This is a genomic window from Clostridium intestinale (assembly GCF_035905475.1).
Taxonomy (GTDB): domain Bacteria; phylum Bacillota; class Clostridia; order Clostridiales; family Clostridiaceae; genus Clostridium_T; species Clostridium_T intestinale.
In genome coordinates, this window is record NZ_CP121166.1 from 3199603 (window position 1) to 3213225 (window position 13623).

Consider the following 13623-nt stretch of genomic DNA (forward strand, 5'->3'; position numbering starts at 1 on the left):
ATAACTATAAAAAAGCTATCATGTTCATAAAAATTTATTTTTTCTCTGTACTTCTTCTCTTAACTAATTCATATATTGTTCTTACTGGTTCTCCAGTACCACCTTTTGGAGAATATTCTCTAGGGGAATCACACCATGCTGTTCCAGCTATATCCATGTGTAACCAAGGTTTATCTTCCACAAATTCTCCTATAAATAATCCAGCTGTTATAGTGCCAGCCATTCTTCCACCAGTGTTCTTTAAATCCGCTATATCTGATTTTATAAGTTTCTTATATTCTGGGAAGCTTGGTAAGTTCCATACTCTTTCACCAGTATATTTAGATGCCTCTTCTAACTCTTTATAAAACTCTTCATTGTTAGTGATTACAGCTGTAGTTGTTCCACCTAATGCTACTAAAGCAGCTCCAGTTAAAGTTGCTAAATCTATAACTTCTTTAGCTTTTTCTTCTCTTATAATATAAGTTACTGCATCAGCTAAAGTTAATCTTCCTTCTGCATCTGTGTTTAATACCTCAATTTTCTTTCCAGCCATAGAACCTATTATTTCTCCTGGCTTATAGGCATCTCCAGATATTAAGTTTTCGCAGGCTGCAACTACTCCAACTACATTTATTTTAAGCTTGCTTTTTGAAATAGCAGCTAAAGCTCCTATAACAGCTGCTGAACCACCCATATCTGATTTCATAGTTACCATTCCATCATTTGGTTTAATAGAATATCCGCCTGAATCATAAGTTAATCCCTTACCTACAAGTCCGAATATCTTATCCTTATCTTCTTTGTTTCCAAAGTATCTCATAACTATTAATCTTGGTTTATTTGCTGATGCTTTAGCAACTTGTAAAAATGCTTCCATACCTAAAGCTTTTATTTCTTTTTCTTCTTTAACTTCAACCTCAAATCCATACTTTTCTCCAACTTCTTTAGCAGCCTTTGCTAAAGTTTCAGGATATATAACATTTGATGGTTCATTAACTAAATCTCTAGCGATAATAGTAGCTTCAACTAAAAGCGATCCTTCTTCTAAAGCTTCTTTAATCTGACTTGAATTTTCTTCATTTATTAAAGCGCCCCCTATAGAAAATGTTAAACATTCAGTTTTGCAATCACTTTTATATTTATCAAAAGAATAACAACCTAATCCTAGACCTTCTACTACTGCTCTAGTAGTATCATATGGACTGATTTCCTCATTTAATGGCAATCTTACAAATATCTTTTTGCATTTTAATTCCTTTGCCTTTTTAACCCCACTAGCTAAAGCTACTCTTACAACTTCTTCGTTTAACTCTTTTTCTTTTCCTAGCCCCACAATAACAGCATCTTGAAGACTGCTATTAGTTTTTCTAATAAAACTGAAAATCTCGCCTTTAGCACCTTTAAATTGCCCTTTAGATTTCATACTTTGTATATAATTATTAGTTTCTTCATGATGTACCTCTGCCTTTTCTTCAAAAAGTGGTATTATAACTAAATCTGCTTCTTGGCAGGTAAATCCTTTTAATGTTATATCCATTTTATCACCTCGTTATTTTTAATACTTCTATAATTTTCCCCAATTAATACTTACAATATAGCACATTTCTTAATTAAATACTAATTGCTACCCAAATTAAAATAAACAGTTATAAATTTGTATAACTGTTTATTTATAAAGTTATATAATTATAAAAAGTTATAAAGTTATAAAAGTTGAGAACTTACTAAAGATTTTGTATATTCTTCCTTAGGATTATTTAAAATCTTTGAGGTTTCCTCAATTTCCATTAAGCTTCCCTTATACATAACTCCAATTCTATCACATATATGTTTAACAACTTTAAGATCATGAGATATAAATAGATATGTGAGATTCAATTCTTTTCTTAAATACATTAAAAGATTTAATATTTGACCTTGAATAGAAACATCTAGGGCAGAAACAGGTTCATCACAAACTATGAAGCTTGGCCTTGTTGAGATTGCTCTAGCAATACCTATTCTTTGTCTTTGACCTCCACTTAACTCATGGGGAAGTTTTTTCTTAGTACTTTCAGTCATTTCTACTAAACCTAAAAGTCTTTTAACTTCCTGATCCAATTTGCTGTTATCAACAACTTTATGAAGTTTCAGTGGTTCTTTTAGTAGTTCTTCTATTGTCCTCTTTGGATCTAAAGCTCCTTGATTATGTTGAAAAATTATTTGAAGTTCTTTTCTTAAATTTCTCATCTCATATTCTTTTAGGTCTATTAGATTTTTTTCTTTATAAAATATACTTCCTTCATCAGCTTTTACAAGATTTAGAATTAAAGAAGCTGTAGTAGTTTTTCCACATCCACTTTCTCCTATTAATCCTAAAGCCTCCCCTTTATTGATATTAAAGCTTATATTATCAACAGCTTTAATTACAGTGCTTTTAGAGAAAATATTTTTCTTTACCACATAATGCTTAGAAAGATTTTTAACTTCTATAAGTACATCTTTATTCAAAATCTTCACCAACCTTCTCTAAAACACATCTGAATTTTCTATTCCCTACTATTTTAAAATCTGGTATCTTTTCTAAGCACTTATCATTTCCATACTTGCATCTATCATAAAAAGGACATTTATTCTTAAATTCCTCTGGAGATGGAGCTTTACCATCAAGAGAGTATAACTCTTTCTCATTTTTATTTAGCGACTCTACACACTTAATTAATTCCTTAGTATAAGGATGTTTAGGAGATTTTAAAACCTCTTCTGTTTCTCCTTCTTCCATAACCAATCCCCCATACATTATAACTACTTTACTACATGTATATTTAACCACATCAAAATCATGGGTTATTATTATAATAGAAGTATTATTCTTTTTGTGTATATCTTTAAATAAATCTAATACCTTTTTTTGAAGAGAAGCATCAATAGCTGCCGTAGGTTCATCTGCAATAATTATTTCTGGAGAACATAAGGTACTCATGGCTATAACAACTCTTTGACAAAGACCTCCGCTTAACTGCCATGGATACATATTATAGATAACTTCTCCATTATCAATTCCAACTTTTTTTAATCCTTGGATAATTTTCTCCTTACTAAAACTTTCTCCATGAACTTTTAGCACCTCTTTTAACTGCTTTCCTATACTCTTATAAGGATTTAATGCGCCAGTTGGGTCTTGAAAAACATAAGATATTTTTCTTCCTCTTATATCTCTCATCTCTTTATCATTTAACCCAATAAGTTCTTTATTATTAAATACTATGCTTCCTGAATCTATTCTATAGGTATCATCTTCTATTAACCTTAATATAGTAGAAGCAGTTACTGTCTTTCCACTACCTGATTCTCCTAATATTCCAAGTATTTCTCCTTCATTAAGTTCTATATCTACACCTCTTATTACTTGAAGAAATCCTCCATTATTTCTAAAGGATACCTTTAAATCTTTTATATTAAGTGCTGAATTATTCTCCATATTCTCACCCCCAACTAATAATTTGTTTTCGAAATTGAAGATACTAATACATCTACAAATTTTTTCTCTATAAGATTCTTGTTTGTATTATTCTCTTCACTGCCTAACATTGATATTGTAGGTACTGCCCCCACATAATACATTACCTGCTGAGAATTAGGATTTTTAACAATTTCAGCTACCTTTTTCTTATTGACATATTGATTAATATTAAATCCTTTTTCCTTAAGATTTAATTGGAATTGATGGTTAAATCCCCATGAAGAATACTTAGTTACTGGAACCTGAGCTTCATCAAAGGTTAGTGTATCTCCTTTTACATCCATATTGGTTAAATCAACATTAATATTTGCAAATCCTAATGATTGAGCTGGCTTCGCTACATACTTCTTTACTCCAGAATATTCTTCTGTTAAATTACCATCCCAAAAGGCAAACATTATACTTCTTCCTTGATTCTCTTTATTATCATATAATCTTTTAGCTATCTCTAGCATCATGTCCATCTTTTTAGCTGAGGACTCCTTATCAGAAGCTAAATAATTATAACCCATGCTAATAATTATTACCTGCTCAGAAAGATTTTTATTACTGCCTGGAATCATTGCTAAAACATTTTTTCCAGAGCCTTCTAAAGTTTTAGTTTTTATAGATATAGAAACATTCCTATCATGTTTTAACTTTTCTCCTGAGTCCTTAGTTAAATATATTACGTTATCCTTACTTTCTTCACCAGTAATAGAATTCGGTAATTTTTCATTTTTTGATATTACATCTATTACCCCTAGTGCCTTTGACTTCTCTTTAATTATGTTTGAAAAATCTGCTATAGTTTCTCTCGAATAAACATCCTCATCTAAAACTAATAGCTTTCCATCAAATATGCTAAAATCTTTTATAGTAAATAAGTCTAGAGCCTCATCTTTATAAACTTTTCCTTCTATTGAAAAGTCTTTATTGGAAATGACAGAAAAATCTTTTCCTAATACAAAACTATCTGAATCTACTTTAAAAGAGTAACTATCTATAACTTTTAACTTATCAATATCATATTTACTTATATACTCTTCACCCACCGGACTTAATCCTATTTCTTGTAGGGAATTTTTAAGATTATTAGCTGTATACTCCGCTTCTTCACTTCCTATAACTACCTGATCCTTAAACTCCCAATCCATAATAGATGAAAGTTGTTTTTTAACCTTTCCAGTTTTATAAGTATTAACTCCAAAATTAAATATACCTACTATTAATATTGCTGCCATAAATGCTGCTATAGGTTTATAAACTTTCTTAGGAATATTTCTTATCCCAACTTTAGAATTTTTTCCTTGAAGTTTTTCCCTAAGACCCTCTCCAAAGAGATTAAATCCAAATATACTTATAAAGAATGTTAATGCTGGTGAAATTACCATCCAAGGGAATTTAGTTATATATGGTAAAGAAGTTGATAGCATGCTTGCCCATTCTGGCTCAAAGCTTATATTTATAGGTACATTTGTATCCTGAAATACTCTTAAGTTACCTACATATATTCCAAAGTAACCAAGCTCCATTATCATTGATAGGGCTAATGCCATTTCCATAAATACTAGGACCATTATCTCTGCTGAAAGATGGGGTAAAACATTTTTCATAGCTATAGCTAAATTGCTTTTACCTATAGCTTTTTCTCCATCTATAAATGATTTTGACAATATTCCTTGTACTCTTTCTCTTATAAGTTCAGCTAACTTACCAAAACCAACAATAGTAAGAACTACTACAAAGGCTAATATTGACTGATTTTTATCTAAAGATTTAAAGAAACTTATATTAAGGACAAAAAGACTTATAATTAATGCCGGTATAGCACTAAATATTAAGCTAAAGAAATTTATTATGGATTTGCATAAGTTATTGCCAAATCCAGCTGCTATACCTAATGGTATTGCTACTAAAAATCTTCCTAATACTATAAAAAATCCTAATTCTAAAGTTAGTCTTGTCCCATAGATTATAAGACTAAGTATGTCCCTTCCAAGCTGATCTGTTCCTAATAGATTTTCTTTAGATGGTGCAAAAGGTGCTCCTTGTAATGATAATCCAACATTTTTTTGTATAGTAGCCCTAACTCCTTCCATTACATAAGGATTGTCACTTGTAAACCATCTTGGAAATACTACTACTACTGCTAAAATTACTATTATAAAACCTCCAAATATAAGAGGTAGATTACGCTTTTTCATTTTGCTTACCTCCAATCATAGCACGTCTTTTAAATGGATTAATTAATATGGATAAACCTTTAAATATAGCAGTTAGAATAAAATAGACAACTCCTATTCCAATTATTAATCCAACACAAGTCCTAATATCATAATCCTTAAAATAACTAAATAACTGATATACTATTCCTGGATATGAAAATACATACTCAACAATTATTACATTTGATACTATGATATTTAATACTGAAGGTAAAGTCTCAACAACCTTTATAGCTACACTTATTAACAAATGATCCTTTAGAATATTAAAAGTTGATAGTCCTTTGGCCCTAGCTGCCATTATATAATCTTTAGTTATTTCTTCCTTTACTGCAATCTGAGCAATTCTCGATATATATGCTGTTGGAATTATTGCTAAAGATATAAATGGAAGTAAAAATTTGGTTATCTCACTACTACCTGAGTGCAGTATGTTGTTCTGACGAAGTATTATAAATAAAAGCTGAACAGATATAGCTATTAAAACATCAGGTAAAGACAACATTGCTATTGGACCTATAAAACTTATATTTCCTCTTTTTTTGTTTTTAAAAGAACTTATTATCCCTATGGAAGTTCCAACTATAAAAGCTAATATTACCGAACTTAATATTAAGCCTATACTTTTTATTATTGAAAAGCTGATGATAAATGCTACAGAAAAACCACTATCTGTTTTTCCTAAACCTTTTTCAAAGAAATTTCTTATATATTCAATAGTACTTTCAAAAGAAAAATATATAGAATGATTTGATATATAGCTCCCATTGTATTTAACCAAATCAAAGCTACTTGGAATATAAACAATAAATGCAGTTATAAATATTATTACCCCTACTAGAGCAGCCCCATTTACTATTTTATCTATAACATTAAATATACTCGAATAATAAATATTCTCTGCGCTTATTCCTAATAACTTGATTGAGGGCTTAGTTTTATATACAGATTTAAATAGGTACATTATTAAAAATACTATTACAAATGTTATTATATAGCTTTTTTCTTTGCTTTGAATCATTCCCTGTGACCAATCTTTATATATATCTCTTTGAATATAGTTTAAAAGTACTTGTCCTGCATCCGCAAAGTCTCCTTGCTGAAAAAATTCATAACTACTAACTTGTCCACCTGATCTATCTCCATTTATAAGAACAGCTGGAGTATCTTTTAATAAAAAAGTCTTGCTATCATTATATAATATGTCATTTGTCACATTGGGTCTAATCCCCCTATGCATTGCATAATCTGATAATTTGTTCATTATGAATTGTCCGGCTTTCCCATAAGTAGAGATATTCATTACTCTACTGTTAAGTGAAGCAACATCATCTAAAACAAATACTTCTGTTTCCTTTAATGGATATATTGGATTTTCTACATAATAATTAGAGCCTTTCATTCCTTCATCAAAGCTATTCCAAACAGCAAAAACAATAGTTTTCTCAGGAGTATTATCCTGCATCTTAAGTACTCTTGCATATTCCATTAATAATGCTATCCCTGAATTATCATCAGATATATGAGCTGATATTATACTATACCCAGCACTTTTGCTCTTTCCTTGGATTTTAGAGAGAATATTAGGAGTACTCTCCATCTTAAAAGAAACATCAACCTTTAAGTGAGCATCTAAATTATTTATATAGTTACTACTAAGCTCACTAAATAATCTTTGTGATACTCTATAAATAATAGTAGACTTGGCTTGCTTTAACCTTGTATCTACACTCTCTTTTTTACTTACATCTGGATCTATCATCATTATTGCCTTACATCCATTATTAACAGCATAATCTATATCTTCATCTGTTAGCGCTCTACTACTAAGGATTATGTTATTTTTTAATATATCTTTAGACAATGAAGACATATTATCTTCAAGTAAATATATTTTCCCACTAACATCTCCATTTCCACCAAAACCTAATAAAGATTCCCTGAAATCCTCACCATACACAAAACTTCTAACTACAGAATCATTATTTTTTATATAAAGTGATGGTGTAGAATTATATACTGGAATCATTGTATTAAAATTCTGAACATAACTCCCTTCCTCACCACCAGGAGATGTACCTAACTTCTCAAAATAATTTTCTATATATTTAACCTTATCTTCATTAGTTTCTAATTTTGATAACTCTTCTGTATTTTTAGCTACATTATTTACTTCAAATGCATTATTAAACTTATGTATATTTATTTGAACCAGCACTACCGCAACAATAATTATACATGCAAAAAATCCTGCTAGCCCTCTGCCCCACTTTAACACAATATCTCCTCCTAATTAGTCCTATATTTCTATCTCTATTATCTCACCTATCTTTAAGCTTTTTTTCACATCTATTATCCTTTGATTTGATGACCCTTTAAATCGCAATCCATCTTTCTTATTCTCAAGTTCAAACCTTCCATCTACAAGCACATCTAAACTGTTAATTAAATCTCTCCACCCTTCTCTCCTATCTAAGCGGGCTAATATGTATTCAAATTTATAGCCCGTATAAGACCATATATTTAATCCTAAATCTCTGAATTCCTTAGCCATATATGAAAATTTATCTGCTTGCTCAAAAGGATCTCCCCCTGAGAATGTAATTCCTTTTATCATAGGGTTCTCTTTTACATCTTGTATAAGTTCATCCATATCTCTAAGTTCTCCACCTGTGAAAGGATGAGTATCTGGGTTAAAACACCCCTTACAATTATGTATGCACCCCTGTGAAAAGAATACTCTTCTAATCCCAGGACCATTAACTAATGACTCGTAGGCTATGCCTGATAATCTTATGTTTTTATCCATTTTCTTCACTCCATGCTCTAAATTGTATTATTTAATTTTAGCATAAATTTAAATAGAAAAGAGAATACCCTAGAAATTTTAGTTTTGGCATTCCCTTAATTATCTTAAAGTTTTTTATCTATATGCTTATCTAACTCTACGGTTTGTATATCCTCTTTTTCTACGCCGTCTATGGTGTAATTAAATTTTACTTGAATTTCTTTGGCTTTAGTTATTTTTTCTTTTGTTGATGATAATTTATCGCTAAACAATTCATAATAATCGTCTCCACGTTTTATATCAGTCATCACTACATTTTCTTTTTGGAAACTAAAACCTGAACTCATTAATACTTCAGTATCTCGATATATCTCTAAAACACAATTATTTATTTCACTTTTTGACACACTTCTCTTCTCTATTCTAGTATCACTCGTAATATAATACTTATTTTCAAATGTAACTAAGGTAAAGTTCCTAAGTATTAAATCTTCTCCTATTACATCAAAATTATAAGTAACTACCTCATTATTCCTTGCTCCAATATAACTTCCTACAATTATACCCGTAATAAATACTAATATAATTACACATATCAACCGCATTCTTTTACCCACTAAAAATCCCCCTCATAATTATATTCCCCTCTAAATACAACACTACCAATATTATACTATATTTCAAAACAAAAGAACCTAGATTTCTCTAAGTTCTTCTTAAATATTAAAGCAGCGCTTCTAATCTAGCTCTTACTTCTTTTATAAATTCTTCTGTGTTTACTGTTTTTATGTTTTCTATAGAAGATAATGATGCTAAATCCTTAGTCATTACTCCTTCTTCTATCGTTTTTATTGAAGCTTCCTCAAGTTTATCTGCAAAACTTATTAACTCTGGAATATTATCAAGCTCTCCTCTTTTTCTTAAAGCTCCAGTCCATGCATATAATGTAGCCATGGAGTTTGTTGATGTTTGTTGCCCTTTTAAGTGGTTGTAGTAATGTCTTTGAACAGTTCCATGGGCTGCTTCATATTCATAATAGCCTTCTGGTGATAATAAAACTGAAGTCATCATAGCTAAAGAACCAAAGGCTGTAGCTACCATATCACTCATAACATCTCCATCATAGTTTTTACAAGCCCATATAAATCCGCCTTCTGATTTCATTACTCTTGCAACTGCATCATCTATTAGAGTATAGAAATATTCTATCCCTGTTTCTTCAAATTTAGCTTTATACTCTGCTTCATAAATCTCTTCAAATATATCTTTAAAAGTATGGTCATATTTTTTAGATATAGTGTCTTTACTTGCAAACCACAAATCTTCTTTTCTATCTAAAGCATAGTTAAAACATGCTCTAGCAAAGCTTTCTATAGATTCATTAGTATTGTGCATTCCTTGAAGAACTCCAGGTCCTTTGAAGGTATGAATTACTTCTTTAGTCACCTTTCCATCTTCAGATGTAAATACCAGCTCAGCTGTTCCTTTTCCTTCTGCCTTTATTTCAACACTTTTATAAACATCTCCATAAGCATGTCTAGCTATAGTTATAGGTTTTTCCCAAGTTCTTACGAAAGGTTTTATAGAATCAACTATTATAGGACTTCTAAATACTGTTCCGTCTAAAATAGCTCTTATAGTTCCATTAGGACTCTTCCACATTTCCTTTAAGTTATATTCCTTAACTCTAGCTGCATTAGGAGTTATTGTTGCACATTTAACCCCTACACCATATTTTTTTATAGCTTCAGCAGCATCTACTGTTACCTTATCATCAGTTTCATTTCTATATTCTAAACCTAAATCATAGTATTCTGTCTTTAAATCTATAAATGGAAGTAAAAGTTCATCCTTTATCATCTTCCATATGATTCTTGTCATTTCATCTCCATCCATCTCAACTAATGGAGTTATCATAGCTATCTTTGTCATTAATTTATCCCCCACTTCTATGAACTCATTTTTACGTAGTTAAGTCTTCCGCCTGCTTCAATTACTTCTATTTCTTTTGGAGTTAATTCTACATTAACCTTAAAGCTGTAATCTCCAGTCTTATTAGTGATTTCTAGTACTCCGGATTTTAATCCTTCTTTAACATTTTGTATAACAAATTCATCAAAGTGGTTTATTTTATCATAATCCTCTTCATTAATAAAAGTCATAGGAACTATTCCGTTATTTATTAAGTTAGCTTTATGAATTCTAGCAAAACTCTTAACTAAAACTCCTTTTACCCCTAGATAAAGTGGTGCTAACGCAGCATGTTCTCTAGAAGAACCTTGACCATAGTTACTTCCACCTACTATAAATCCACCATTATTTTCTTTCGCATACTTAGGGAAATTTTCATCTACTGTATTAAAGCAGTAGTCTGCTAAATATGGAATATTAGATCTATATGGAAGTAGTTTAGAGTTTGATGGCATAATATGATCAGTTGTGATATTATCTTCAACCTTTAATATAGCCTTTCCTTCTAAAGCTTCTCCTAATGGTTTGTTAACTGGGAATGGTTTAATATTAGGTCCTCTTAAAATCTCAACCTTACTTCCATCCACTGCGGGTGGGATTATCATACTGTCATCTATTAAAAATCTTTCTGGTAATTCTACATTTATATCAACATCATAGGTTGAAGGATCTGTTAAATATCCCTCTATAGCTGATACAGCAGCCGTTTCAGGTGATACTAGATATACTTTTGCTGTTAAGGTTCCACTTCTTCCGTAGAAGTTTCTGTTAAAGGTTCTTAAAGAAACCCCATTAGTTCCTGGCGCTTGACCCATACCTATACATGGTCCACAAGAATTTTCAAGAATTCTAGCTCCTGCACTTATTATATCTCCTAAAGCACCATTTCTAGCAAGCATCTCCATAACTTGTCTTGAACCTGGAGCTATTACTAAACTAACCTCTGGATGAACTTTTTTGCCTTTAAGAATCTTAGCTACTTTCATTAAGTCTTCATAAGAAGAGTTTGTACAGCTTCCTATAGCTACTTGATCTACTTTTATCTTACCTATAGTTTCAACTTCTTCAACATTATCTGGTGAATGAGGTTTAGCTGCAAGTGGCTTAAGTTCATCTAAATTAATAGTTACTTCTTCATCATAAACGGCATCCTCGTCTGGTTTAAATTCTATCCAATCTTCTTCTCTTCCTTGAGCTTTGAAATACTCTAAAGTTCTCTCATCACTTGGGAATATAGAAGTAGTTGCTCCAAGTTCAGCTCCCATATTAGTTATAGTTGCTCTTTCTGGAACAGATAGATTTTTAACCCCTTCTCCAGCATATTCAAACACTCTTCCAACTCCACCTTTTACAGTAAGTTTTCTAAGTACTTCTAGTATGATATCTTTAGCAGCAACCATTGGGTTTCTCTTTCCAACTAAATTTATCTTACATACTTTAGGAGTGTTTATATAATAAGCTCCGCCGCCCATAGCTAAAGCTACATCTAATCCACCAGCACCCATAGCAAGCATTCCTACTCCCCCTGCTGTTGGTGTATGAGAATCTGATCCTGTTAGAGTTTCTCCTGGTGTTGAAAATCTTTCTAAAAATACTTGATGGCATATACCATTACCTGGTTTTGAAAAATGAACCCCATATTTTGAAGCTACTGTTTGAATAAATGCATGATCATCTGCATTTTCAAAACCTTGTTGAAGCATGTTATGGTCTATAAAAGCAACACTTCTTTTAGTTTTTACTTTATCAATACCCATAGCTTCTAGTTGAAGATATGCCATAGTTCCTGTTGAGTCTTGAGTTAATGTTTGATCTATTTTAAGACCTATCGGTTCACCTACTACTAAATTTCCTTCTACTAAATGTGATTTTAGGATTTTATAAACTAAATTGTCCCCCATTTTCATTCCTCCTTGCTTATTGCTATTTTGTGACTTTTTTGTATTCTCTATAAAGCTGAACTAACTCCTTATCAAAAAGACTTCTCTTAAGATTAACAGAAGTTTCTCTTACCTTTTCTAAAAGCCAATCAGCAGCTTTATTGTCAAGCTCTTCACCATACTCTTCAAACTTCTTTAATATGCTAGCTCTACCTGAATGTTTACCTATTACTAATTGTCTTGCAAGACCTACTTCATCTGGTGAAAAAGCTTCATAGTTCTTAGGATTCTTTATAGCTCCATCTGCATGTATTCCTGATTCATGAGCAAACATATTAGTCCCAACTATAGCCTTCCATGATGGAAGTTCTCTTCCTGAAGCTCTTGATACATACTCTGAAAGTTCTCTAAATCTCTTAGTATCTACATCTAATTCATATCCATAAACATGTTTAAGTGCCATAAACACTTCTTCTAATGCAGCATTACCAGCCCTTTCCCCAAGTCCATTAACAGTAACCCCTACATGAGTAGCGCCTCCAAGAATTCCTGCAATAGCATTAGCAGTTGCCATACCAAAGTCATTATGAGTATGCATTTCTATATCAAAGTTTGTAGTTTCTCTTAAGTCTTTTATTACATTATTTATTTTAAATGGCTCCATTATTCCTACAGTATCACAATATCTAAATCTATCTGCTCCCGCCTTTTTAGCCTCAGTTATAAATTGAACCAAAAAGTCTCTGTCTGCTCTTGAAGCGTCTTCTCCATTTACGGATACATATACACCATTTTTCTTTGCATATTCTACAGATTTAAGCATACTTTCTAAAACCCATTCTCTAGAGGTTTTAAGCTTATGCTCAATATGAATATCTGAAACTGAGATAGAAATTGCTACTGCATCAGCTCCACAATCAATTGATTGCTCTATATCTGATATTACAGCTCTATTCCAAGCCATAATAGAAGCTTTTAAGCCTCTTTGTGCTATTTTCTTTATGGCAGCTTTTTCATCTCCACCCATAGTAGGAATTCCTACTTCTAACTGATCTACTCCGATTTCATCTAATAAATCGGCAATAGCTATCTTTTCATGATTAGAAAAAACCACTCCTGCTGTTTGCTCTCCATCACGTAATGTAGTATCAACAACAATAATCTCTTTTCCTGTCCTTGGATCTTTAATAGGCATTTTAATCCCCCTCTTTTAAATAATTACTAAACCCCAAATTTGTAAATAATGTAATTTCCAGTTCCCCAAATGCAATAAATATACTTTTTCTTTCATTA

The 13623-nt window shown here is 31.3% G+C and carries 10 protein-coding genes; all 10 read right to left on the bottom strand.

The window, feature by feature from the left end:
• Positions 1 to 34 precede the first annotated feature (34 nt).
• Positions 35 to 1519 carry a leucyl aminopeptidase gene (locus P8F83_RS16480; RefSeq protein WP_326511914.1) on the bottom strand — a complete coding sequence of 495 codons (1485 nt, stop codon included), beginning with the start codon at positions 1517 to 1519 and terminating at the stop codon, positions 35 to 37.
• Positions 1520 to 1686: 167 nt separating this feature from the next.
• Positions 1687 to 2472, bottom strand: coding sequence for an ATP-binding cassette domain-containing protein (locus tag P8F83_RS16485; RefSeq protein ID WP_326511915.1), 786 nt, complete (start codon positions 2470 to 2472; stop codon positions 1687 to 1689).
• Complete coding sequence (locus tag P8F83_RS16490) at positions 2465 to 3442, bottom strand: ABC transporter ATP-binding protein (RefSeq protein ID WP_326511916.1); 978 nt, start codon at positions 3440 to 3442, stop codon at positions 2465 to 2467. Before P8F83_RS16490 ends, P8F83_RS16485 begins: the two co-directional genes overlap by 8 nt.
• A gap of 14 nt (positions 3443 to 3456) precedes the next feature.
• Entirely contained in the window at positions 3457 to 5670 is a 2214-nt protein-coding gene (locus P8F83_RS16495) for an ABC transporter permease subunit (protein ID WP_326511917.1), read from the bottom strand.
• A complete protein-coding gene (locus P8F83_RS16500; RefSeq protein ID WP_326511918.1) occupies positions 5657 to 7969 on the bottom strand; it encodes an ABC transporter permease subunit in 2313 nt (770 codons plus the stop codon). Before P8F83_RS16500 ends, P8F83_RS16495 begins: the two co-directional genes overlap by 14 nt.
• A 21-nt stretch (positions 7970 to 7990) precedes the next feature.
• On the bottom strand, positions 7991 to 8500 hold the full coding sequence (nrdG, locus tag P8F83_RS16505; protein WP_326511919.1) for an anaerobic ribonucleoside-triphosphate reductase activating protein: 510 nt from the start codon (positions 8498 to 8500) through the stop codon (positions 7991 to 7993).
• A 104-nt stretch (positions 8501 to 8604) separates the two neighbouring features.
• Positions 8605 to 9096: a hypothetical protein gene (locus P8F83_RS16510; protein ID WP_326511920.1), complete on the bottom strand. Its 492-nt coding sequence runs from the start codon at positions 9094 to 9096 to the stop codon at positions 8605 to 8607.
• A 106-nt stretch (positions 9097 to 9202) separates the two neighbouring features.
• Positions 9203 to 10411: an NADP-dependent isocitrate dehydrogenase gene (locus P8F83_RS16515; RefSeq protein ID WP_326511921.1), complete on the bottom strand. Its 1209-nt coding sequence runs from the start codon at positions 10409 to 10411 to the stop codon at positions 9203 to 9205.
• A gap of 17 nt (positions 10412 to 10428) precedes the next feature.
• Positions 10429 to 12351: an aconitate hydratase gene (locus tag P8F83_RS16520; RefSeq protein WP_326511922.1), complete on the bottom strand. Its 1923-nt coding sequence runs from the start codon at positions 12349 to 12351 to the stop codon at positions 10429 to 10431.
• 22 nt (positions 12352 to 12373) lie between these two features.
• The gene (gene nifV, locus P8F83_RS16525) at positions 12374 to 13525 is read right to left on the bottom strand and encodes a homocitrate synthase (RefSeq protein ID WP_073020499.1); all 1152 of its coding nucleotides are present in this window, start codon (positions 13523 to 13525) and stop codon (positions 12374 to 12376) included.
• Between the last annotated feature and the right edge of the window lie 98 nt (positions 13526 to 13623).

Excerpts from the sequence above, each read along its gene's own strand:
- P8F83_RS16480 (WP_326511914.1), bottom strand. The coding sequence starts at position 1,519 with ATGGATATAACATTAAAAGGATTTACCTGCCAAGAAGCAGATTTAGTT.
- P8F83_RS16490 (WP_326511916.1), bottom strand. The coding sequence starts at position 3,442 with ATGGAGAATAATTCAGCACTTAATATAAAAGATTTAAAGGTATCCTTT.
- P8F83_RS16495 (WP_326511917.1), bottom strand. The coding sequence starts at position 5,670 with ATGAAAAAGCGTAATCTACCTCTTATATTTGGAGGTTTTATAATAGTA.
- nrdG (WP_326511919.1), bottom strand. The coding sequence starts at position 8,500 with ATGGATAAAAACATAAGATTATCAGGCATAGCCTACGAGTCATTAGTT.
- P8F83_RS16515 (WP_326511921.1), bottom strand. The coding sequence starts at position 10,411 with ATGACAAAGATAGCTATGATAACTCCATTAGTTGAGATGGATGGAGAT.
- P8F83_RS16520 (WP_326511922.1), bottom strand. The coding sequence starts at position 12,351 with ATGGGGGACAATTTAGTTTATAAAATCCTAAAATCACATTTAGTAGAA.
- nifV (WP_073020499.1), bottom strand. The coding sequence starts at position 13,525 with ATGCCTATTAAAGATCCAAGGACAGGAAAAGAGATTATTGTTGTTGAT.